Origin of the sequence: Pseudomonas medicaginis, from assembly GCF_965119365.1 — a bacterium.
Lineage (GTDB): Bacteria > Pseudomonadota > Gammaproteobacteria > Pseudomonadales > Pseudomonadaceae > Aquipseudomonas.
The window spans coordinates 5,471,860-5,492,566 of record NZ_OZ221631.1 but is presented as its reverse complement, the minus strand read 5'-3'; the positions used below and the strand labels follow the sequence as shown (position 1 = coordinate 5,492,566).

General features: G+C 62.3%; 22 protein-coding genes. 13 read left to right on the top strand and 9 right to left on the bottom strand.

Going from position 1 to position 20,707, the window contains the following annotated elements; all coding sequences use genetic code 11:
* Positions 1 to 581: 581 nt before the first annotated feature.
* From ACMTA2_RS23990 to ACMTA2_RS23965, 6 genes are all read right to left on the bottom strand, one after another.
* A complete protein-coding gene (locus tag ACMTA2_RS23990) occupies positions 582 to 851 on the bottom strand; it encodes a DUF3613 domain-containing protein (protein ID WP_413792062.1) in 270 nt (89 codons plus the stop codon).
* Between the two features lie 22 nt (positions 852 to 873).
* Entirely contained in the window at positions 874 to 1,587 is a 714-nt protein-coding gene (locus tag ACMTA2_RS23985) for a tetratricopeptide repeat protein (RefSeq protein ID WP_413792061.1), read from the bottom strand.
* 56 nt (positions 1,588 to 1,643) lie between these two features.
* Entirely contained in the window at positions 1,644 to 2,867 is a 1,224-nt protein-coding gene (locus ACMTA2_RS23980; RefSeq protein ID WP_413792060.1) for a type II and III secretion system protein family protein, read from the bottom strand.
* 257 nt (positions 2,868 to 3,124) lie between these two features.
* Positions 3,125 to 3,763 carry a LysE family translocator gene (locus tag ACMTA2_RS23975; protein WP_413792059.1) on the bottom strand — a complete coding sequence of 213 codons (639 nt, stop codon included), beginning with the start codon at positions 3,761 to 3,763 and terminating at the stop codon, positions 3,125 to 3,127.
* 1 nt (position 3,764) lies between these two features.
* Complete coding sequence (locus tag ACMTA2_RS23970) at positions 3,765 to 4,535, bottom strand: 2OG-Fe(II) oxygenase family protein (protein ID WP_413792058.1); 771 nt, start codon at positions 4,533 to 4,535, stop codon at positions 3,765 to 3,767.
* Between the two features lie 66 nt (positions 4,536 to 4,601).
* Positions 4,602 to 5,228, bottom strand: coding sequence for an alanyl-tRNA editing protein (locus ACMTA2_RS23965; RefSeq protein WP_413792057.1), 627 nt, complete (start codon positions 5,226 to 5,228; stop codon positions 4,602 to 4,604).
* Between the two features lie 89 nt (positions 5,229 to 5,317).
* On the opposite strand from ACMTA2_RS23965, the gene ACMTA2_RS23960 reads away from it, so the two are divergent.
* Positions 5,318 to 6,316 (top strand): LysR family transcriptional regulator, encoded by a 999-nt coding sequence (locus ACMTA2_RS23960; protein WP_413792056.1) that lies wholly within the window; start codon positions 5,318 to 5,320, stop codon positions 6,314 to 6,316.
* Positions 6,317 to 6,415: 99 nt separating this feature from the next.
* Here ACMTA2_RS23960 and ACMTA2_RS23955 read toward each other — a convergent pair whose 3' ends face one another.
* Positions 6,416 to 6,823 (bottom strand): PA2817 family protein, encoded by a 408-nt coding sequence (locus ACMTA2_RS23955; RefSeq protein WP_003179340.1) that lies wholly within the window; start codon positions 6,821 to 6,823, stop codon positions 6,416 to 6,418.
* Between the two features lie 89 nt (positions 6,824 to 6,912).
* On the bottom strand, positions 6,913 to 9,360 hold the full coding sequence (locus ACMTA2_RS23950) for an acyl-CoA dehydrogenase (RefSeq protein WP_413792055.1): 2,448 nt from the start codon (positions 9,358 to 9,360) through the stop codon (positions 6,913 to 6,915).
* A 273-nt stretch (positions 9,361 to 9,633) separates the two neighbouring features.
* Here ACMTA2_RS23950 and ACMTA2_RS23945 point away from each other — a divergent pair, with 273 nt between their 5' ends.
* The 4 genes from ACMTA2_RS23945 (at position 9,634) to ACMTA2_RS23930 (ending at position 12,813) form a co-directional block, all read left to right on the top strand.
* Positions 9,634 to 10,293, top strand: coding sequence for a transglutaminase-like domain-containing protein (locus ACMTA2_RS23945; RefSeq protein ID WP_413792054.1), 660 nt, complete (start codon positions 9,634 to 9,636; stop codon positions 10,291 to 10,293).
* Positions 10,294 to 10,337: 44 nt separating this feature from the next.
* The gene (locus tag ACMTA2_RS23940) at positions 10,338 to 10,961 is read left to right on the top strand and encodes a glutathione S-transferase family protein (protein ID WP_413792053.1); all 624 of its coding nucleotides are present in this window, start codon (positions 10,338 to 10,340) and stop codon (positions 10,959 to 10,961) included.
* A 137-nt stretch (positions 10,962 to 11,098) separates the two neighbouring features.
* Positions 11,099 to 12,031 (top strand): ABC transporter ATP-binding protein, encoded by a 933-nt coding sequence (locus tag ACMTA2_RS23935; protein ID WP_413792052.1) that lies wholly within the window; start codon positions 11,099 to 11,101, stop codon positions 12,029 to 12,031.
* 2 nt (positions 12,032 to 12,033) lie between these two features.
* Entirely contained in the window at positions 12,034 to 12,813 is a 780-nt protein-coding gene (locus ACMTA2_RS23930; RefSeq protein WP_053124195.1) for an ABC transporter permease, read from the top strand.
* A gap of 188 nt (positions 12,814 to 13,001) precedes the next feature.
* Here ACMTA2_RS23930 and ACMTA2_RS23925 read toward each other — a convergent pair whose 3' ends face one another.
* Positions 13,002 to 13,517 carry a DUF2062 domain-containing protein gene (locus ACMTA2_RS23925; protein WP_413792051.1) on the bottom strand — a complete coding sequence of 172 codons (516 nt, stop codon included), beginning with the start codon at positions 13,515 to 13,517 and terminating at the stop codon, positions 13,002 to 13,004.
* A 144-nt stretch (positions 13,518 to 13,661) separates the two neighbouring features.
* Between ACMTA2_RS23925 and ACMTA2_RS23920 the strand changes: the two genes are divergently transcribed.
* The 8 genes from ACMTA2_RS23920 to murB all read left to right on the top strand — a co-directional run bounded on the left by ACMTA2_RS23920 (position 13,662) and on the right by murB (position 20,523).
* Positions 13,662 to 15,908 (top strand): DNA internalization-related competence protein ComEC/Rec2, encoded by a 2,247-nt coding sequence (locus tag ACMTA2_RS23920; protein ID WP_413792050.1) that lies wholly within the window; start codon positions 13,662 to 13,664, stop codon positions 15,906 to 15,908.
* A 95-nt stretch (positions 15,909 to 16,003) separates the two neighbouring features.
* Complete coding sequence (locus tag ACMTA2_RS23915; protein WP_413795711.1) at positions 16,004 to 16,639, top strand: MotA/TolQ/ExbB proton channel family protein; 636 nt, start codon at positions 16,004 to 16,006, stop codon at positions 16,637 to 16,639.
* A complete protein-coding gene (locus ACMTA2_RS23910) occupies positions 16,636 to 17,064 on the top strand; it encodes an ExbD/TolR family protein (protein WP_013694002.1) in 429 nt (142 codons plus the stop codon). The genes ACMTA2_RS23915 and ACMTA2_RS23910 overlap by 4 nt, the downstream gene beginning before the upstream one ends.
* On the top strand, positions 17,064 to 18,074 hold the full coding sequence (gene lpxK / locus ACMTA2_RS23905) for a tetraacyldisaccharide 4'-kinase (protein WP_413792049.1): 1,011 nt from the start codon (positions 17,064 to 17,066) through the stop codon (positions 18,072 to 18,074). Before ACMTA2_RS23910 ends, lpxK begins: the two co-directional genes overlap by 1 nt.
* A 22-nt stretch (positions 18,075 to 18,096) precedes the next feature.
* Complete coding sequence (locus ACMTA2_RS23900) at positions 18,097 to 18,282, top strand: Trm112 family protein (protein ID WP_003179363.1); 186 nt, start codon at positions 18,097 to 18,099, stop codon at positions 18,280 to 18,282.
* Positions 18,279 to 19,043: a 3-deoxy-manno-octulosonate cytidylyltransferase gene (gene kdsB, locus ACMTA2_RS23895; protein WP_413792048.1), complete on the top strand. Its 765-nt coding sequence runs from the start codon at positions 18,279 to 18,281 to the stop codon at positions 19,041 to 19,043. Before ACMTA2_RS23900 ends, kdsB begins: the two co-directional genes overlap by 4 nt.
* Positions 19,043 to 19,507 carry a low molecular weight protein-tyrosine-phosphatase gene (locus ACMTA2_RS23890; protein WP_413792047.1) on the top strand — a complete coding sequence of 155 codons (465 nt, stop codon included), beginning with the start codon at positions 19,043 to 19,045 and terminating at the stop codon, positions 19,505 to 19,507. The genes kdsB and ACMTA2_RS23890 overlap by 1 nt, the downstream gene beginning before the upstream one ends.
* Positions 19,504 to 20,523 (top strand): UDP-N-acetylmuramate dehydrogenase, encoded by a 1,020-nt coding sequence (gene murB, locus ACMTA2_RS23885; protein ID WP_413792046.1) that lies wholly within the window; start codon positions 19,504 to 19,506, stop codon positions 20,521 to 20,523. Before ACMTA2_RS23890 ends, murB begins: the two co-directional genes overlap by 4 nt.
* The last annotated feature ends 184 nt before the right edge of the window (positions 20,524 to 20,707 follow it).

The window sequence follows — 20,707 nt, the reverse complement described above, 5'->3', positions numbered from 1 at the left end:
GGTGTGTCAGTCGATGAAGGTGTTGGCTGTCAGCCCGCCTTCGCGAGCAAGCCCGCTCCCACAAGTGATCCTGGGTGTTCATGAGTCTTGTGTTCAGCACAGTCCCATTGTGGGAGCGAGCTTGCTCGCGATAGCGGTGGGTCAGTCGATGAAGGTGTTGGCTGTCAGTCCGCCTTCGCGAGCAAGCCCGCTCCCACAAATGATCCTGGGTGTTCATGAGTCTTGTGTTCAGCACAGTCCCATTGTGGAGCTTGCTCGCGATAGCGGTGGGGCAGTCAATGAAGGTGTTGGCTGTCAGTCCGCCTTCGCGAGCAAGCTCGCTCCCACAGGTGATCTTGGGTGTCCATGAGTCTTGTGTTCAGCACAGGCCCATTGTGGGAGCGGGCTTGTTCGCGATAGCGGCGTGATAGTCAATGAAGGTGTTGAGTGTGCGACCGACATCGCAAGCAAGCTTGCTCCCCGAGGTTTTTCCGGTGGTCCGCCGACCGTTCAAACCAAAAGACCGCAGCCCTCGGCAGTTTCTACATCGGATCAAATGTAGGCGCTGTCGAGGGCTGCGGTCTTTTCGTTTCCCACGTGTTTCATTTGCTACTGGTGATTTCTCCTGCCGAGTCCTGGTCAAAGAACTCCGGGATCGGGTAATTGAAGCTGTTGAGCCAACGCTGCATGGCCATCTCGCGCTCGGCGGCAGAGGCGGTTTGCAGGGTGGTGGAGGCCACCACGCCGCGAATCTGCAGTTGCATCCAGCTCTCGGTGCCTTTCTGTGCGGCCGAGGAGGGGCCTGGCTCAATGGCCCAGGCGGCGGTGGACAGGCCCACCATGCATACGATCATCAATTGTTTGCTCATCATTTCCTGGACTCCTCGTAACGCTCTACTTGACGGCGCCGGTTGAAGCATCGACAACCTCGGTCAAGCGGTTGGCGGGTGATGTCACTGCCTGAGGGGCCGAGCCCCTGATCTTTTCCGCACGGGCCTGGGCATCTGCCACTTGCCGGGGGCTCAGTTTGGCCATGTCCGCGAGTTCGGCGGCCTGCTTCCAGTTGTCCTGGTAAATCAGCAGGGTCACCATGTTGAGCGCGGCCAGCGTGTCGGACTGCTGGAGCTCCATGGCGGTCATGAACTCGAAACGGGCTTCTGAAATGCGTCGTTGATTGAGGTAGACAACCCCCAGGTCATTGCGGATCTTGCCCTCGGTCGGGGCCATTTTCGCGGCGCGTTCGAGGTATTGCGCAGCGGCCGCATTGTCATGCTTGGCGGCCGCCAATTGACCCAGGCCATGCTCACCGTCAGCGGCCAGGCAAGTGCCCTGCAGGCTTTTGTACAACGGTTCGGCCTCGGTCCGGCCCATCAGGCGCAGCACCCGAGCCTTGCGCAGGCGAACCTGGACCAAGTCCTCGGGCAAGCGTTCGAGGTTCGCCAGGCTGGCGTATAAACGACCCTCGTTGGCCATGTCTTCGGCCATGTTCAAGGCCAGTTCCTGGTCGGCTCCGGGCTTGGCGCAATCGGCCGGCCGTGACGCCACCACGCCGTTGCTGGCACAGCCGGCCAGCATCAAGGTCGCCGTTAATGCGATCACTGTTTTCATGGAATACCCCCTGGCCAGCCGTTGGACATTGGACGTCTTGCACACCGGGCGCCGGCTCATTGGGAAAGCCCGCTGCGGTTGTCGAACTCGCCATGTTCGAGGAAGTACATGCGGTAGAAGTTCGGGTCGTAATTGCGCAGTTGTTCGCCCGGCAAAGTTGGCAGTTGCGCGTCGGCCGCCAACGGTTGGACCAGGTGCGGCGTGACGATCATCAGCAGTTCGCGTTCTTCACGGTTGATGGAGTTGTCACGAAAGAACGCGCCGAGAATCGGCACATCGCCCAACCCAGGAAACTTGTTCACCTGGGAACTGTTGCGGGTGCTGATCAGGCCGCTGATGACAAAACTTTCGCCATCGGCCAGGGCGATGCTGGTATCGGTGCGGCGCACGGTGAGGGCGGGGACCAATGTCCCGGCGATGTTCACTGCGTTGGTGAAGTCCAACTCGCTGACTTCCGGTGCCACCTTCAAGGCGATGCGATTCTTGCCGATGACAGTGGGGGTCAGGGTCAGGCGAATACCAAACTCCTTGTACTCGATGGACACATTGTCGCTGCCGGCACTGGGCACCGGGATCGGTACTTCGCCGCCGGCCAGGAAACTCGCACTCTGCCCGCTGAGGGCCACCAGGCTCGGCCGCGCCAGGGTATAGGCGAAACCGCTGCCTTCCAGGGCATTGATCATCAACAGCGTCTTACCGGTGGCAAACGACAGGTTGAACATGTCGTTGTTGGCCGGCAATGAAGGCCGGATGACACCGCCGATGGTGGGTAACGTCCTCGGCGAGCCGAAGAGGAAATTGCCACGGCTGCCGAAAATCGACGTCGAGGCTTCCTTGAGTTTGGTCCGGCTGACTTCAACGAAACGGATGTCGGTCTGCACCTGGGCGAGCAGCATCGGGTCTTCGGAAGGCATGCTCGCGGCGCCCGTCAGCGCCTCAGTGGCCCGGCCCTTGACGAAGACCATGCTTTGGCGCGGGATCTTCGAGCAGGCCGTCCAGACCATCAGGCTGGTCGCGCCGGGCGCCAGGCCTGTGAGAATGAAAGCATCGCTGCCACTGGGTTGAACATCGGCAATTTTCGGGTCGCCGACGGCCAACTTCGTCACGGGAGCGAGGATGCGCAGTTCGCTCTGGAGCCCTTGGCCGACCTCGAAGGTCGCCGGCAGATTGTCCAGTTGTGAACAGTCTGCCGCCACGGCCTGGGCCGCCTCCAAGCCAAGCCCCATCCAGAACAGGCCATGAATGAAATGTTTTAAAACGGGTGCGGTGCGCTGGGTCATGAAGTGATCCTCGATAAGAGACCATCCCTAGGCTTAACCATTGCCTCGGATCACTTAAGAGGCCCGGGCTGCCCCTTTTCATCTAGCCAGACCGTTCACCGATTCCGGCCCTGTCCTCGCTTCTGTCTGACGGTAGTTCAAGCATGGCAAAGCGCCACGCGTCAGGACAAAAAAATGACTAAAAGCTGACGGGTGGAATAAATCGAGAAAGGTAGCGTCAATAATCCGTCTCTTGTCGCGATTTACAACGGACAAATTCACATGGAAAGGATCAACCGGCCGGCAAAAAGAATCAGCACCACCCCCATGGTCCGCTCGAACCAGTGGCCCATGCGCATGAACACCTCCCGCACCTTGGCGCTGGAAAAAAACAACGCCACGACGACAAACCACAATGCGTTCACCAAGCACATCCAGATTCCATACAGCGCCTGGATTGGCAACGGCGTCGTCGCGCTGATCAACGTGGTGAAAATCGCCAGAAAAAACAGCGTGGCCTTGGGGTTGGTGGCGTTGGTCAGGAAACCGGTGGCAAACGCCTTGAAAGGCGTTTGCCCGGCAGCGACCTCGGCGTTGTCCTGTTGGTTTTCAAGGGAGGATTTGGGTTGGCTGCGCAGCAGGTTGATGCCCAAGTAGAGAATGTACGCGCCGCCCACGACCTTGGCAGCCGTCAGCAACCACGCGGTGGTGTGCATCAGCGCACCGACGCCGAGCAAGGTATAGAGGACATGCACTGAGATGCCGGCACCTATGCCCAGGGCGGTACAGATCCCGACCCAGCGGCCAAAGCGAACGCTCTGGCGAATCGTCACGGCGAAATCCGGACCGGGCGCAACCACCGCCAGAAAGTGAAGGGTGGCCAGGGCCAGGAATTCGCCAAGGTAGTTGGATAGCATTTCAACTCCAAAAGGTCAGGGGCGAGGAGTCGCCGCGATAACCGACAAAAAACGAAAGGCTCAGGCGTGGAGCGGCCACACCGGGGCTGACCGAATGCATGCATCGCGAGTTGAACATGATGAAGTCACCCGGTTGCGGTCGGACTTCCAAGGTCGGACGGCCCAGTAGGGCCGGATCGATGCCGTAGCTGTCGCCGCGCATTTCATCGAACAGGCCTGGCGAGACGTGCTTGTCCCACATTTGCAGTGCGCCACCTTCAGAGGGCATGTTGAGGTAGATGTTGCAGGCGAGCTGGGCTTGCAGGCTGTGGGCGTGAAAACTGTCGGGGGCGTCCTTGGCGAAAATATCGTGATGGGCCAGGAAGCACACGCCGGGTTTCACCACACGAGACAGGCCTACGTACATCTTTCGGCCATAAAGGCTTTCCAGGTGCGCCCCTGCCGGCCAGGTTTCGTCGAGCATGCAGCGCAAGGTGTCCACCGGCGAGGAATACGGGGCGCAGCGGTTGCGCAGCTCGCCGATGTTGCGACCGGCCTGGCGGAAGTAGTCCTCGATCAGTGGTGGCTGATTCTCGGCCTCGTAGAAGGCCATGCCGATGCGCCCGATGCTGGGGGCGTTGATATAGCCTTCGAAACCGGGGGCCAGGATCTTGTTGCCAATTTCAATGGCCAACGCTTGCGGCAGGAAATTTTTCAAGCGCACGGCGAGCACTTCGCCATCTACCAGTTTCTTGATACACCACTGATCGAGGTGCTCGACATCAAGCATCATGAGACAGGTCCGTCTGAGTGAGGGGATGGGCCTGCGAGCAATTCCTGGCCGCAAGGCGGGTGGATATCAGGCCACGTGGTAATGCACCGACAACGTTCCTTTCTTTTGCGATAGCGAGGCGATGGTGACCGCTCCCAGTTCTTGCAGCCGCCGTACATGGGTGCCGCCGCAGCCATAGGCCGTCAGCTCACCGAAGCCGACTTCCCGAGTGCCTTGGCGAAGCGCGATCAGGCGCGGCAGGTCCTCGGCGATCCATGCATCGATGCCTTTCTGGATGATGGCTGCGTCCAGCTCCTCAGGATGTTCCCCAGGCTGGAACTGCACGCGGCTTTCGCCGGGCCAGTGATGGGCCTTGATCGGTTTCCAGCCACGGCTTTCGGCGAAATGGCCGATCAAATGCCCGGCCGAATGCAGGCGAGAATTCAGCAATCGCCGTTGTTCATCCACGCGGATCGCGACCATGCCTGGGGCCACTGGGCGGTCGACGTAATGAATGATCTGTTGCCCGTCCTGGACGACGCGCACGACCTGGCTGTCGCCGATCCATCCGGTGTCGCAGGGCTGACCGCCGCCCTGGGGATGGAACAGGGTGGCGCGCAGGATCACGGCAAATTCATTTTCCCGAGGGCTGCAATCCAGGACTTCCACGCTGGCCTTGAGGTCATCGCTATGAAAAAAGAGGCGAAGCGTCATGACCCTACCCACATCAGAAATTGTGACGGGATTATAGGTAGGGCGTAAAAGAGTGATAATCCGTTCAAATCTCAAAGGACTGTTGCGCCATGAGCACAAATCTACCGTTGCCGTTGCTTGCCGAAATGGCCATTTTCGTCAAGGTTGTGGAGACCGGTAGCTTCTCCGAAGCGGCCCGTCAGTCAGGTTCATCGCCGTCGGCCATCAGCCGCAGCATTTCTCGCCTGGAGAAAGCCCTGGCGACTCGATTGCTGCAGCGCACCACCCGCAAGTTGCGGTTGAGCGATGGCGGGGAGGAAGTGTTCAAGCGCTGCCAGGAGATGGTCGCCGCCGCTCGGTCGGTGATGGAGGTCAGCGGCCAGTTCACTCAGGAGGCCGAGGGGCGTATTCGCGTCAGCGTGCCCAAGGCGGTGGGGCGTTTCGTGATTCATCCGCACATGCCCGAATTTTTGCGTCGTTATCCCAAGGTCGATGTGGAGCTGTTCCTGGAGGATCGCCAGGTCGACCTGATCGACGACCATGTCGACCTGGCGATCCGGATTACCGATCAACCGTCGGCCGGGCTGGTGGGGCGTCAGTTGCTGACCATTGACCACTTGCTCTGCGCCACGCCGCAATACCTGGCGGAACACGGTATACCCAGGCATCCCCACGATTTGCAGGAGCACAGCTGCATTTACCTGGGGGAAACCCCGAATGATGCGCGCTGGAAATTCAAGAAAGGCACCAAGTCTGTCACCGTCGGCGTACGCGGACGCTACGCGGCCAATCACACGGGGGTGCGGTTGGGGGCGGTGTTGCAGCACATCGGTATCGGCAGCCTGCCGTATTTCACCGCCCGTCATGCCTTGGAGCAGGGCCTGATCGTGCAGGTGTTGGCAGACTGGACGTTCCTGGCTTCCTATCACGGTGGCTTGTGGTTGTTGCACTCACCGACCCGTTACCTGCCGCCGAAGCTGCGGGTGTTCATTGACTATCTGGTGGAGTGCCTGGCGAAGGAGCCGACGTTGAACAAGGTGGGTGGAGCGGGGCGCTCCGGCAAGGTTGCGGCGCACTATGAGTTGCCGGAGAGTGACGGGTTGTTCTGACGGGCCCCATCGCGAGCAGGCCCGTCCGGCCATGCACCTCGGCAAGAAAAAAAAAGCCCGCCGGGGTTAACCGTGCGGGCCTTTGCATCGCGGTCGCTATCAGTGCTTGCTGTCCTGGTCCGACATTGCCAGCAATTGCTTTTCCTGGTTCCAGTCGAAAGGTTCGTCGTTCTGTTCGGCTTCGAAACGGCGTTCCTCCAGGGCCTGGTACAGGGCGATTTCTTCGTCGGGCATGTAGTGCAGGCAGTCACCGGCGAAGTACCAGAGCAGGTCGCGAGGCACCAGGTGGGCGATTTGTGGATAACGAACGATCACCTGGCACAGGAGGTCCTGGCCCAGGTATTGGCTTTCGATCGGGTCGACGGGCAGTTGCGCGCGCAACTCGTCGAAGCGCTCCAGGAACAAGGCGTGGCTTTCTTCGGGCACCTGTTCGGCCTCACCCACGGCGACCAGGATGCTGCGCAAATGGTCAAGCAAGACAAGGTGATCGGCAACGATATTGGACACGAGATAAGTCCTCAAGAGCAAAACGGGCGCAGGAGTATAAAGCCCTTGCGCCCGCTTTTACAGGTGACGAGCGTAGCGGGTCGTCAGGATCAACGGACCTTGTCTTGCGCCAGCGTCAACGCGTCCTTATCGAAATCATCCACGTCGATGACCTTGCGCCGCGCCACCTCGGCCGCACGCAGGGTCTGCGCCTCACCGGCTTGCAATACACCCGCTTCCAAGGCTGCGTCGACGAGAGCTTCGCCAGGCGCCGGGTTGAGCTGACCCTGCTTGAGCGCACCGTGCAGTTTCTTGTGCAGTGGATGGGCGGCGGACAGCAGATCGGCGGCGTGTTGCAAGGCGCCCACCGGATCGTCGTTCGATTGCGGGCGATAGCAGCCCTGCAACAGCTCTTCGAGGGTCGGATCACCCTTGGGCCGGCCGATGACCGCAGCCACCTCGGCGTCGAGCCGGTCGCTCGGCCCCTTGTGACGACGACCGAAGGGGAACACCACCAGGCGCAACAGGACACCCAGCACCCGGTTCGGAAAGTTGCTCAGCAGTTCATCCAGCGCGCGCTCCGACTGGCCGAGGCTCTCCTCCATGGCCCAGGTGAACAGCGGCGTCATGTGGTCCGGCGAATCCAGGTCGTGATAACGCTTGAGCGCGGCGGATGCCAGGTACAGGTTGCTCAAGACGTCGCCCAGACGGGCCGACAAGCGTTCGCGCCGTTTGAGCTCGCCGCCCAGCAGCATCATGCTCAGGTCCGCGAGCAGGGCGAACGCCGCGGCCTGTCGGTTGAGCGCGCGGAAATAGCCCTGGCTCAAGGCATTGCCGGGGACCCGCTCGAAGTGCCCCAGGCCCAGGTTGAGCACCAGGGTGCTGGCGGCGTTGCTGACGGCGAAGCCGATGTGCTTGAGCAACAAGGCATCGAATTCCACCAACGCCTGGTCCTTGTCTTCGCGGGTTGCCAGGGCCATTTCCTTGAGCACGAACGGGTGGCAGCGAATGGCGCCCTGGCCGAAGATCATCAGGTTGCGCGACAGAATATTCGCGCCTTCGACCGTGATGAAGATCGGCGCACCTTGCCAACTGCGACCCAGGTAATTGTTCGGGCCCATGATGATGCCCTTGCCGCCATGCACGTCCATGGCGTGGCTGATGCACTCGCGACCGCGTTCGGTCAGGTGGTACTTGAGAATGGCCGACAGCACCGAGGGTTTTTCCCCCAGGTCCACCGCGTTGGCGGTCAGCATGCGGGCCGCATCCATCATCCAGGCGTTGCCGCCGATGCGCGCCATGGCTTCCTGGATGCCTTCAAATGCGGACAACGGTACGTTGAACTGCTCGCGCACCTGGGTGTACTGGCCCGTCACCAGGCTGGTGAATTTCGCAGCGCCGGTGCCCACCGCCGGCAGGGAAATCGAGCGCCCGACCGACAGGCAGTTCATCAGCATCATCCAGCCCTTGCCGAGCATGGCCTGGCCGCCGATGAGGAAGTCCAGCGGGATGAACACGTCCTTGCCCCAGTTCGGCCCGTTCATGAACGCGGCGCCGAGGGGCAGGTGACGGCGACCGATATGCACGCCAGGGGTGTCGGTGGGAATCAAGGCGAGGCTGATGCCCAGGTCTTCTTCCTCACCCAGCAGGTGGTCGGGGTCATACGCTTTGAAGGCCAGGCCCAGGAGGGTGGCCACCGGGCCGAGGGTGATATAGCGCTTTTCCCAGTTCAGGCGCAGGCCGAGGGTTTCCTGGCCTTCCCATTCGCCCTTGCAGATGATGCCGGTGTCGGGCATCGCCCCCGCGTCGGAGCCGGCCAGCGGCCCGGTCAAAGCGAAGCAGGGAATGTCGTCGCCTCGGGCCAGGCGCGGCAGGTAATGGTCACGTTGTTCGTCGGTGCCGTAGTGCAGCAGCAGTTCCGCCGGGCCGAGGGAATTGGGGACCATCACGGTGGAAGCCAGGTCGCCGCTGCGGGTGGCCAGTTTCATCGCGACCTGGGAGTGGGCATAGGCGGAGAAGCCCTTGCCGCCATATTTCTTGGGAATGATCAGCGCGAAGAAACCGTGCTCCTTGATATGGGCCCAGGCTTCAGGCGGCAGGTCCATGGCCTGGCCGATCTGCCAGTCGCTGACCATCGCGCAGAGAGCTTCGGTGGGGCCGTCGAGGAACGCCTGCTCCTCCTCGGTCAGTTGCACCTTGGGGTAGGCCAGCAGCGTGTCCCAGTCCGGGCGGCCGCTGAACAGTTCGCCATCCCACCACACCGTGCCGGCGTCGATGGCGTCGCGCTCGGTCTCGGACATGGGAGGCAGGGTTTTCTGGAACCAGTCGAACATCGGCGCGCTGAAATATTTGCGGCGCAGGTCCGGTAGCAGCAGCGGGGCGGCGACGGCGGCGAGTACCCCCCAAAGGATCAGCAGCAGCCAGCCGGGCGCATGGCTGAAAATACCCATGGCCAACAGGTAGACCGCGACGATACCCAGCGCGGGCAGCGGGTCGACGCGCCGATGCGCCAGCCAGGCGATCCCGACGACCAGGACCAGTATCCACAACAACAGCATATGTAATCCTCCGTGAATCAAGGCAAAACCGACCTTCAGAGCTTAGACGGCATCTGCAAAACCGGCGGTCAGCGCGATGTGATTGATTTCGTGGGAAACCCTGGTTGCATTGCGCCAGTCTGGTTGGCAACAGCCGTGGGAAATCGTTCGTTAACACGGTGAGAAAACGCCATTGTTTGGCCGGAATGCCGTTATCGCCGGAGGGTGGCCGTGGATAAACTCGAACACAGCCAGCTCTATCCGCGGTGATGTTTCTCGAGAGGCCTTCCTGTTATGCAGCAATACCTGAACCCCAGCCGCTTCATCGACAGCGATCACCCCGCGGTCATAGACTTCGCCGAATCCCACCGCGGCACCGACCGCGACCCGCTTGCCCAGGCGGTCAACCTGTATTACGCCGTGCGCGAGGCGGTGCGCTACAACCCCTACACCTTCAGTCGCGACCCTGCGACCCTGCGTGGCAGTTACGCGCTGGCAGCAGGCGAAAGCTATTGCGTGCCCAAGGCCACCTTGCTGGCCGGCTGTGCCCGGCATTGCGGCATCCCGGCGCGCATCGGCCTGGCGGATGTCCGCAATCATCTGTCTACGCCGCGCTTGCTGGAATTGCTCAGGAGCGACGTGTTCGCCATGCACGGTTATACCGAGCTGTACCTGAACGACCGCTGGGTCAAGGCCACGCCGGCATTCAACCAGGGGCTTTGCGAGTTGTTCGACGTGGCCCCGCTGGAATTCGACGGTCGTCACGACAGCGTTTTCCACCCGTTCAATCGGCAAGGGGCGAAGCTGATGGAGTACATCACCGACCATGGCCAGTTCGCCGATGTGCCCGAAGCATTCTTCTTCGAACACCTGGAGAAATGCTACCCGCACCTGTTCGGCGCGCAGGCGCCGCGCTTGCTCGGCGACATGCAGGGCGATTTGAGTCGCGCCTGATCCGGCGTATGCTGCTGCGGCATTTATCCATCGAGGACGCCGTGATGCTGAAGATATGGGGCCGGAAAAATTCATCGAATGTGCGCAAGGCGTTGTGGTGCGCAGAAGAGTTGGGGCTGCCCTACGAGGCCATCGATGCGGGCGGGGCGTTCGGCGTAGTGGACACGCCCGAGTACCGCGCGAAAAATCCCAATGGCCGCGTGCCGATGATCGAGGACGACGGCTTCGTGCTGTGGGAATCCAACACCATCGTGCGTTACCTGGTGGCTCGTCATGCGTCGGGCTCGGCCTGGTATCCCGCTGACATACAGGCCCGGGCCCAGGCTGAAAAGTGGATGGACTGGACCACGTCCAGCTTTGCCGCACCGTTTCGCACGGTGTTCTGGGGTGTCTTGCGCACCCCGGCCGAACAACAGGACTGGGCGGCCATCAACGCCGCGATCAAAGAGTGCGACGACTTGCTGGCGATGGTCGAGCAGACCTTGAGCGAACAGCCTTACCTGTCGGGTGATGAAATCGGCATGGGTGACATTCCCCTGGGCAGTTTCATTTATGCCTGGTTCGAGATGCCCATCCAGCGTGCCGAACGACCCGGCCTACAGGCCTGGTACGCGCGGTTGCAGCAGCGTCCGGCCTACCGCAACGCTGTCATGACCGCGTTGACTTAATACCTACTATCAACACACTTGACTGTACTTGTGCGGCGACGCCAAGCACCATTGCCTTCGTGCGCCGTGGTTGCATTGCTCGCCGCCCGCCCTTATCTATGTTTTTCTTCCCTCCCTTCTTGGTGCGTAAATCCGATATGAGTTCCGCTCTGTCCATCCGGCAGCTAACCAAAACCTACGGCAACGGTTTCCAGGCCTTGAGTGGTATCGATCTGGACGTCGCCGAAGGTGATTTCTTCGCCTTGCTCGGTCCTAACGGTGCCGGCAAATCCACCACCATCGGCATTCTTTCCACCCTGGTGAACAAGACCAGCGGCACGGTGAATGTGTTTGGTCATGATCTGGACCGCGAGCCCGCCGCCCTCAAGCGTTGCATCGGCGTAGTGCCCCAGGAGTTCAACTTCAACCAGTTCGAAAAGACGTTCGACATCGTCGTGACCCAGGCCGGTTACTACGGCATCCCGCCGAAGATCGCCAACGAACGCGCCGAGCAGTACCTGACCCAACTGGGCCTGTGGGACAAGCGCGACGTGCCGTCCCGCTCACTGTCCGGTGGCATGAAGCGTCGACTGATGATTGCCCGCGCGCTGGTGCATGAGCCGCGCCTGCTGATCCTCGACGAGCCGACCGCCGGCGTGGACATCGAGCTGCGTCGCTCGATGTGGAGCTTCCTGACCGAGTTGAACCAGAAAGGCATCACCATCATCCTCACCACCCATTACCTGGAAGAGGCTGAGCAGTTGTGCCGCAACATCGGCATCATCGACCACGGCACCATCGTCGAGAACACCAGCATGCGCCAGTTGCTCAGCCAACTGCATGTTGAAACCTTTCTGCTGGACCTGAAACACGACCTGAAGACCGTGCCCCAGCTGATCGGTTATCCGGCCCGTCTGGTGGACAGCCACACCCTGGAAGTGCAGGTGGACAAGACCGTGGGCATCACCGGGTTGTTCACCCAACTGGCCCTGCAAAGCATCGAAGTGCAAAGCCTGCGCAACAAAACCAATCGCCTGGAGGAGTTGTTCGTGTCCCTGGTGGAGAAGAATCTGGCGAAGGTGGCGGTATGAGCATGAGTTCCGAACTGCGCCCCAACCTCATCGCCCTCAATACCATCGTCTACCGTGAAGTCCGGCGTTTCATGCGGATCTGGCCGCAGACCCTGCTGCCGCCGGCCATTACCATGGTCTTGTACTTCGTGATCTTCGGTAACCTGATCGGCCGGCAGATCGGCGACATGGGTGGTTTCACGTACATGGACTACATCGTGCCGGGGTTGATCATGATGTCGGTGATCACCAACTCCTATGGCAACGTGGTGTCGAGTTTCTTCGGCAGCAAGTTCCAGCGCTCGATCGAAGAACTGATGGTCTCACCGGTGTCGCCCCATACGATTCTCATCGGCTACACCTTGGGCGGTGTGCTGCGCGGCCTGGCGGTGGGCCTGATCGTGACCCTGCTGTCGTTGTTCTTCACCGATCTGCAGGTGCATCACCTGGGTGTAACGGTCTTGGTGGTGGTGCTCACGGCCACGATCTTTTCGCTGCTGGGGTTCATCAATGCCGTGTTCGCGCGCAATTTCGATGACATCTCGATCATCCCGACGTTCGTGCTCACGCCGCTGACGTACCTGGGCGGGGTGTTCTACTCGATCTCCTTGCTGCCGCCGTTCTGGCAGACCGTGTCCCTGGCCAACCCGGTGCTGCACATGGTCAACGCCTTTCGCTACGGCATCCTCGGCGTTTCGGATATCAAGATCAGCATCGCCATCACGTTCATGCTGGTGGCGACCGTGGTGCTCTACATCGGTTGCGCGCGGTTGCTGGTCAGCGGGCGCGGGATGCGTACCTAAATCCCCTGTGGGAGCGAGCTTGCTCGCGATGGCGTCGGGTCCTTCAGTCATTTTCTGGCTGACACACCGCTATCGCGAGCAAGCTCGCTCCCACATTGAAATGCATTCCCTTGCGGGAGCTCGCTCGCGATGGCGCCAGTCGAAGCATCGCTAAAAAGGCCTCCATTCCCAGGAGGCCTTTTTGCATCTCACATCCGGCTTTTCTTGCGCCGCCGCCACTGTCGCGCCACCCACCAGCGCCAGTAACTCATGGTGACGAAGTAGGCCAGGGCGCCGAGCACCAGGCCGGTCACCACCGAACCGAGCAGGAACGGCTGCCACAAGGTGGCCAACTGGCCGCTGATCCATTCCCAGGTCAGTTCTTCGGGCAGCGTCCGGGCGGGCACGTCCATCAGCCAGGCGCCGGTCTGGTAGGTGCAGAAAAACACCGCCGGCATGGTGATCGGATTGGTCAGCCACACCAGGCTCACCGCAATCGGCAGATTGCCGCGCACCGTGACGGCCAGCGCGGCGGCCAGCAACATCTGCAACGGGATCGGCAAGAATGCGGCGAACAGGCCAACAGCCATCGCCCGGGCCACGGAGTGCCGATTGAGGTGCCAAAGGTTGGGATCGTGCAGCAGGGTGCCGAGAAAACGTAAGGATTTATGTTCCCGAATGCTCTCTGGGTCTGGCATGTAACGTTTGAATAGGCGCCGGGGCATAAGGCTTCTCGGTCGGTTCAACGCAGTAAAGCCGCAAGTATGTCTGGATTCTACAGCTGGCAGATTCAGACTTTGTGACAATTGATAACGCCAGCGGTGCCGCGAACCGTCTATGCCTGAAGAGGGCACTCTCAAGGACGGGTTATGCGCACAGGGTTAGTCGCGCTTGCACTGGGACTGTCGGTCCCGGTTTTCTTACCGGCACTGCCGCCGTCGTGGCTGGTTGCAGCCATGCCGGTGCTGGGGCTGATGGTGTTGCCGTTTCGCACCTACCCGCTGGGTTTTTTCCTGTTCGGGCTGGCCTGGGCCTGCCTGTCGGCGCAGGGTGCGCTGGACAATCGACTACCTGCCGCCCTGGACGGAGAAACCCGCTGGGTCGAAGGGCGCGTCGTCGGTTTGCCGCAACAGGGCGACGGCGTGGTGCGCTTCGAACTGGCCGATGCCCAGTCACGTCGTACCCGATTACCGGCAACGATGCGCCTCGCCTGGTTCGGTGGCCCGCCCGTCAAGAGCGGCGAACGCTGGCGGTTGGCAGTGAAGCTCAAGCGGCCCGCCGGGCTGCTGAACCCACACGGCTTCGACTATGCCGCCTGGTTGTTGAGCCGCGGTATCGGCGCGACCGGGACGATCAAGGAGGGGCGTCTGCTGCAGACGTCCCAGGGCGCCTGGCGTGACAAGGTACGCCAGGCGCTGGCACAGGTCGATGCCCACGGCCGCTCCGGTGCGCTGGCGGCATTGGTCCTGGGTGATGGCGGCGGGCTGAGTCGCGAGGACTGGCAGGTGTTGCAAGACACCGGCACCGTCCATTTGCTGGTGATCTCCGGGCAACACATCGGCCTGCTCGCCGGCCTGGTGTACCTGTTGGTGGCCGGTGCGGCACGTTATGGTCTGTGGCCGGCGGGGCTGGCGTGGTTGCCTTGGGCCTGTGCGTTGGCCTTTTGCGCCGCCCTGGGCTACGGCTTGCTCGCCGGTTTCGAGGTGCCGGTGCGACGGGCCTGCGCGATGATTGGCCTGGTATTGCTGTGGCGCTTGCGCTTCAAACAGCCGGATCCCTGGTGGGCGTGGCTGCTGGCTTTCACTGGGGTGCTGGTGTTTGACCCGCTCGCCAGCCTGCGGCCGGGGTTCTGGTTGTCGTTTGCGGCCGTCGCCATCTTGATGTTCACCTTTGGCGCTCGCCTGGGGCCCTGGCGCTGGTGGCAAACCTGGACCCGTGCCCAGTGGCTGGTTGCGGTCGGCCTGTGTCCATTGCTGTTGATCCTGGGTTTGCCGGTCAGCCTCAGCGGACCGCTGGTGAACCTGCTCGCGGTGCCCTGGATCAGTTGGCTGGTCTTACCGCCAGCGCTGCTTGGCACGGCGTTTTTGTCGGTGCCGATCCTGGGTGAAGGGCTGCTGTGGATCGCCGGCGGGTTGCTCGATCTGCTGTTCAAGGGGCTGGCGCTGGTTGCCGGACGGATACCCGCCTGGGTCCCTGTCGCGGTTCCGCCATGGGCCTTGGGCATCGCCGCCCTGGGGGCTTTTTTCCTGCTATTGCCCACAGGTGTGCCGCTGCGTGTGCTGGGATGGCCGATGGTGTTGTTGATGGTGTTTCCCCCGCGAGAGCATCTGCCGCAAGGGCACGCCGAAGTCTGGCAACTGGACGTGGGCCAAGGGCTGGCGGTGCTGGTCCGAACCCGGCATCACACCCTGCTTTACGACGCAGGGCCGCGCTTTGGCGAGGCCGACGTGGGCGAACGCGTCGTGCTGCCGACCTTGCGCAAACTCGGTGTGCAGGGCTTGGATCTGATGCTCCTCAGCCATGCCGACGCCGATCATGCCGGCGGCGCCCGCGCCGTGCGCAAGGGGCTGGCGACGAGGGAAGTCATCAGTGGCGATCCCGACGCGCTGCCCGCCGAGTTGCAGGCCGGGCCTTGCGACAGCGGCAGGCGCTGGGAATGGGACGGGGTCGGGTTCGAACTGTGGCGGTGGGCCTCTGCCGTCGAAAGCAACCAGAAATCCTGCGTCTTGCGGGTGGACGCCGGCGGCGAACGCCTGCTGCTGACCGGCGATATCGACGTCCACGCCGAACGCGCCTTGCTCGACGAGGCCCTGGCGCTGCCGATCCAGTGGCTGGCCGCGCCTCATCACGGCAGTCGCAGCTCGTCGTCGATGGCGTTGCTGTCACGTCTCGAGCCGCATTCGGTGCTGATCTCACGCGGGCAGGGCAATGCGTTCGGTCATCCCCATCCCCAAGTGATGGCCCGCTACCGTCGTTCGGGCCTGGCGATCTACGACAGCGCCGAGCTGGGTGCCATTCGTCTGCAACTGGGCGCGTTCGAATGGCCGCGTACCGAGGCCGGGCGCCGACGCTACTGGCGCGATCCGCCCGCCGTCAGGCCACCGGGGCAGCATTGATCCAGCGCAATGGGCTGATGCGCTTATCGGCGGGGCGGGTCTGCAAGGCGAGTCTGTGTGATAAAGTGGCGCACTTTTTCGAGGGGGCAGTCACTGTGTGGGAATTGGTCAAATCCGGCGGCTGGATGATGTTGCCGATCATTCTGAGTTCCATCGCGGCACTGGGTATCGTTGCCGAACGCCTGTGGACCCTGCGGGCCAGCCGCGTGACCCCGGAGCATCTGCTCGGGCAGGTCTGGGTCTGGATCAAGGACAAGCAGTTGAACAAGGACAAGCTCAAGGAGCTGCGGGCCAGTTCGCCGCTGGGGGAGGTTCTCGCCGCCGGCCTGGCGAACTCCAAGCATGGTCGCGAGATCATGAAAGAGTGCATCGAGGAAGCCGCCGCCCGGGTCATCCATGAGCTGGAACGCTACATCAGTACCCTGGGCACCATCGCCGCCATGTCCCCACTGCTGGGCCTGCTGGGCACGGTACTGGGCATGATCGACATCTTCAGCGCGTTTACCGGCTCCGGCATGAGTACCAATGCCGCCGTGCTGGCAGGGGGGATTTCCAAGGCCCTGATCACCACGGCCGCCGGCCTGATGGTCGGTATTCCCGCCGTATTCTTCCATCGATTCCTGCAACGCCGCGTCGATGAGTTGGTCGTCGGTATGGAGCAGGAAGCCATCAAGCTCGTCGAGGTGGTGCAGGGTGACCGTGATGTGGACCTGGCTGGGGGCAAGCAGTGAAATTCCGCCGCAAGCCACGGGAAAACATCGAGATCAACCTCGCGTCGCTGATCGACGTGGTGTTCATCCTGCTGCTGTTTTTCGTTGTGACCACCACGTTCACCCGGGAAACCCAGCTCAAGGTTGAATTGCCGCAAGCCGTCAGCGGCTCGCCGGCCGAAGACCAGCAACTGAAGAACCTGGAAATCACCATCAGCGCCGAAGGCGCGTTCTCGGTGAACAACCAATTGCTGCCCAAGAGCGACCTGGCGAGCCTGATCGAGGCCCTGCAGAAAGAGTCCGGTGGCGACACCAACCTGCCGCTGTCCATCAGCGCCGACGGCAAGACCCCTCATCAATCGGTGATCACCGCCATGGACGCGGCCGGCAAGCTCGGTTTCAGCCATCTGCGCATGACCACGGTCGAGGCGGCGCCCGCACCCTGATGGCCATGTCCGATCGATTGCTTGCCGCGTGGTACGACGGCCACCCGGCCCTGACCCTGCTACGCCCGCTGGAGTGGTTGTATCGGCGGGTGGTGGTGGGCAAGCGCGAGCGTTTCCTGGCGGGGGAAGGCCAGATCTACCAACCGCCCGTGCCGTTGGTGGTGGTGGGTAATATCACCGTCGGGGGCACCGGCAAGACGCCCTTGATCCTGTGGCTGATCCAGCACTGCCAGCGCAGTGGCTTGCGGGTCGGGGTGGTCAGCCGGGGCTATGGCGCCAAGCCGCCGCAGCTGCCGTGGCGGGTCGCGGCCGAGCAGGGCGCCGACGTCGCGGGGGACGAGCCGCTGCTGATCGTCCAGCGCACGGGCGTGCCGTTGATGATCGACCCCGATCGCAGTCGCGCGGTCCAGGCGCTGCTGGAGAGCGAACCGCTGGACCTGATCCTGTCCGATGATGGTATGCAGCATTATCGGTTGGCCCGGGACCTTGAGCTGGTGCTGATCGACAGCGCCCGCGGCCTGGGCAACCGCAGGTGCTTACCCGCCGGGCCGTTGCGCGAGCCGGTCGAGCGACTGCAATCGGTCGATGCCGTGCTGTACAACGGCGCCAGTGCCGACCGTGAAGACGGTTTCGCTTTCCAATTGCGTCCCACCGAACTGGTGAACCTGGCCAGTGGCGAGCGCCGTCCCCTCGACCATTTTCCACCCGGCCAGGCCCTGCACGCCGTTGCCGGCATCGGCAACCCCCAGCGTTTCTTCAAGACCCTCGAAACGCTACACTGGCGACCAATACCGCACGGGTTTGCCGACCATGCCGAATACAGCGCCCAGGCCTTGAACTTCACGCCGTCCCTGCCGGTGGTCATGACGGAAAAAGACGCGGTCAAATGCCGTGCCTTCGCCGCGCCCGACTGGTGGTACCTGGCGGTGGACGCCACGCCGTCGCCGGCCTTCGCGGCCTGGTTCGATACGCAGTTGATGCGCCTGTTGCCGGATCGGCTCTTGCCTTAAACCTTTCACCCAGGGGAATTCCATGGACACCAAACTGCTCGATATTCTCGCCTGCCCGGTCTGCAAAGGCCCGCTCAAGCTCAGCGCCGACAAGACCGAACTGATCAGCAAGGGCGCCGGCCTGGCCTACCCGATTCGCGACGGCATCCCGGTGATGCTCGAAAGCGAAGCCCGCACCCTGACCACCGACGAGCGCCTGGATAAATGACCTCCGCCTTTACCGTTGTCATTCCGTCGCGATTCGCCTCGACGCGCCTGCCTGGCAAGCCGTTGCTGTCGATCGCTGGCAAGCCGATGATCCAGCACGTCTGGGAGCAGGCTTGCAAAAGCAGCGCCCAGCGCGTGGTGGTGGCGACAGACGATGCGCGTATCGTCGAGGCCTGCAAAGGCTTTGGCGCCGAGGTCATCCTGACGCGCGAAGACCATAATTCCGGTACCGATCGCCTGGCGGAGGTCGCGGCCAAGCTCGGTCTTGCCGCCGACGCGATCGTCGTCAATGTCCAAGGCGACGAGCCGTTGATCCCACCGAGCGTGATCGACCAGGTCGCCGCCAACCTTGCGGCCCACACCGAGGCGCGCATGGCCACCCTGGCCGAGCCGATCGAGGATGTGCAGACCTTGTTCAACCCCAACGTGGTGAAGGTGGTCAGCGACCTCAATGGCCTGGCGTTGACCTTCAGCCGTGCCACGTTGCCCTGGGCGCGGGACGCATTCGCCCAAAGCCGTGACGTGATACCAGAAGGCGTGCCATATCGCCGCCACATCGGCATCTATGCCTACCGCGCCGGCTTCCTCCAGGACTTCGTCGCCTGGGGCCCGTGCTGGCTGGAAAACACTGAAGCGCTGGAACAACTGCGGGCCCTGTGGCATGGCGTGCGTATCCATGTCGCCGATGCGCTGATCGCCCCGCCGACCGGTGTCGACACCGCCGAAGACCTCGAGCGCGTTCGTCGCCTGCTGGAGGCTTGATGCGGGTCCTGTTTGTCTGCCTCGGCAACATCTGCCGCTCGCCCACCGCCGAAGGCATCCTGCGCCACAAGTTGCGTGAGGCCGGGCTGGCCGGGCAGGTGGAAGTCGCTTCCGCCGGCACGGGTGACTGGCACGTCGGCAAAGCGCCGGACAAGCGCAGCCAGGCTGCGGCCCTGAAGCGTGGCTACGACCTGTCGGCCCAGCGCGCGCAACAGGTGACGCGCGCCGACTTTGCCGCCTACGACCTGATCCTGGCGATGGACAGCAGCAATCTGCGCCACCTCAAGGCCCTGCAACCGGCCAATGGCAGGGCTGAGCTGGACCTGTTCCTGCGGCGCTACGAAGCCGGACTCGACGATGTGCCGGACCCGTACTACGACGGCGAGCAGGGTTTCGAGCAAGTGCTGGACCTGATCGAGCGGGCCACGGATCGCCTGGTGATCGAATTGAAGGGGCGGTTATGACCTTGCAGGTACGGGCGGGCGTCAGCCTGAAGCCCTTCAACAGTTTCGGTGTGGACGTCACTGCCCGGTTGTTCGCCGAAGCCCGCAGCGATGGTGATGTTCGCGAGGCGTTGGTTTATGCCACCGAACATGCCGTGCCATTGTTGGTAATCGGCGGCGGGAGCAACCTGCTGCTGACCGGCGACATCGACGCGCTGGTGCTGCGCATGGCCAGCCACGGTATTCGCCTGCTCAGCGATGACGGCGAACGGGTGGTGGTCGAGGCCGAAGCCGGGGAACCCTGGCATCCCTTCGTCCAACACACGCTAGCGCAAGGCTGGTCGGGCCTGGAAAACCTCAGCCTGATTCCCGGCACCGTAGGCGCGGCACCGATGCAGAACATTGGTGCCTACGGCGTAGAGATCAAGGACGTCTTCGCCGGCCTCACTGCTCTGGATCGCCAGACCGGCGAGCTGCGCGATTTCAGCCTTGAAGACTGTCGGTTCGCTTATCGCGACAGCCTGTTCAAACAGCAAGCGGGTCGCTGGTTGATCCTGCGGGTGCGCTTCGCCCTCAGCCGCGCCGCACACTTGCATCTGGAGTACGGTCCGGTTCGCCAGCGATTGACCGAGCAGGGCATCGAGCAGGCGACACCCACCGATGTGAGCCGGGCCATTTGCAGCATTCGCAGCGAAAAACTCCCGGACCCGGCCGTGCTGGGCAATGCCGGCAGCTTCTTCAAGAACCCGCTGGTGCCGGCCGCGCACGTAGCGCACCTCAAACTGCAATACCCTGACCTGGTGGCTTATCCACAGCCTGAAGGGCAGATGAAAATCGCCGCCGGCTGGTTGATCGAACGGGCCGGCTGGAAGGGCTTTCGCGAAGGTGATGCCGGGGTGCACACGTTGCAGGCGTTGGTGCTGGTCAACTACGGCAACGCCACGGGCCCGCAACTTCTGGACCTGGCCCAGCGCATCCAGAAAGACATTGCCGAGCGTTTCCAGGTCGAGCTGGAAATGGAGCCTAATCGGTACTAAGCGCGGTGGGAGCAAAGCTTGCTCGCGATCAGTTGAACAACGCCCGGCCGCAATCACGCATATGAGCATTTGTGCAGGATTGTGCAGGGCGTTTTGCTTGTTCCTGGGTTAATTTAGTTCGCTAACGATGCGAACATTGCATCCTAAAGGCCCGATGCAGACGCCTGCGTGCGCCGGCATAAGA

What these genes read in the sequence shown, in the direction of transcription:
- ACMTA2_RS23990 (WP_413792062.1), bottom strand. Translation starts at nt 851, where the DNA reads ATGATGAGCAAACAATTGATGATCGTATGCATGGTGGGCCTGTCCACC.
- ACMTA2_RS23985 (WP_413792061.1), bottom strand. Translation starts at nt 1,587, where the DNA reads ATGAAAACAGTGATCGCATTAACGGCGACCTTGATGCTGGCCGGCTGT.
- ACMTA2_RS23980 (WP_413792060.1), bottom strand. Translation starts at nt 2,867, where the DNA reads ATGACCCAGCGCACCGCACCCGTTTTAAAACATTTCATTCATGGCCTG.
- ACMTA2_RS23975 (WP_413792059.1), bottom strand. Translation starts at nt 3,763, where the DNA reads ATGCTATCCAACTACCTTGGCGAATTCCTGGCCCTGGCCACCCTTCAC.
- ACMTA2_RS23970 (WP_413792058.1), bottom strand. Translation starts at nt 4,535, where the DNA reads ATGATGCTTGATGTCGAGCACCTCGATCAGTGGTGTATCAAGAAACTG.
- ACMTA2_RS23965 (WP_413792057.1), bottom strand. Translation starts at nt 5,228, where the DNA reads ATGACGCTTCGCCTCTTTTTTCATAGCGATGACCTCAAGGCCAGCGTG.
- ACMTA2_RS23960 (WP_413792056.1), top strand. Translation starts at nt 5,318, where the DNA reads ATGAGCACAAATCTACCGTTGCCGTTGCTTGCCGAAATGGCCATTTTC.
- ACMTA2_RS23950 (WP_413792055.1), bottom strand. Translation starts at nt 9,360, where the DNA reads ATGCTGTTGTTGTGGATACTGGTCCTGGTCGTCGGGATCGCCTGGCTG.
- ACMTA2_RS23945 (WP_413792054.1), top strand. Translation starts at nt 9,634, where the DNA reads ATGCAGCAATACCTGAACCCCAGCCGCTTCATCGACAGCGATCACCCC.
- ACMTA2_RS23940 (WP_413792053.1), top strand. Translation starts at nt 10,338, where the DNA reads ATGCTGAAGATATGGGGCCGGAAAAATTCATCGAATGTGCGCAAGGCG.
- ACMTA2_RS23935 (WP_413792052.1), top strand. Translation starts at nt 11,099, where the DNA reads ATGAGTTCCGCTCTGTCCATCCGGCAGCTAACCAAAACCTACGGCAAC.
- ACMTA2_RS23930 (WP_053124195.1), top strand. Translation starts at nt 12,034, where the DNA reads ATGAGTTCCGAACTGCGCCCCAACCTCATCGCCCTCAATACCATCGTC.
- ACMTA2_RS23925 (WP_413792051.1), bottom strand. Translation starts at nt 13,517, where the DNA reads ATGCCCCGGCGCCTATTCAAACGTTACATGCCAGACCCAGAGAGCATT.
- ACMTA2_RS23920 (WP_413792050.1), top strand. Translation starts at nt 13,662, where the DNA reads ATGCGCACAGGGTTAGTCGCGCTTGCACTGGGACTGTCGGTCCCGGTT.
- lpxK (WP_413792049.1), top strand. Translation starts at nt 17,064, where the DNA reads ATGGCCATGTCCGATCGATTGCTTGCCGCGTGGTACGACGGCCACCCG.
- ACMTA2_RS23900 (WP_003179363.1), top strand. Translation starts at nt 18,097, where the DNA reads ATGGACACCAAACTGCTCGATATTCTCGCCTGCCCGGTCTGCAAAGGC.
- kdsB (WP_413792048.1), top strand. Translation starts at nt 18,279, where the DNA reads ATGACCTCCGCCTTTACCGTTGTCATTCCGTCGCGATTCGCCTCGACG.
- ACMTA2_RS23890 (WP_413792047.1), top strand. Translation starts at nt 19,043, where the DNA reads ATGCGGGTCCTGTTTGTCTGCCTCGGCAACATCTGCCGCTCGCCCACC.
- murB (WP_413792046.1), top strand. Translation starts at nt 19,504, where the DNA reads ATGACCTTGCAGGTACGGGCGGGCGTCAGCCTGAAGCCCTTCAACAGT.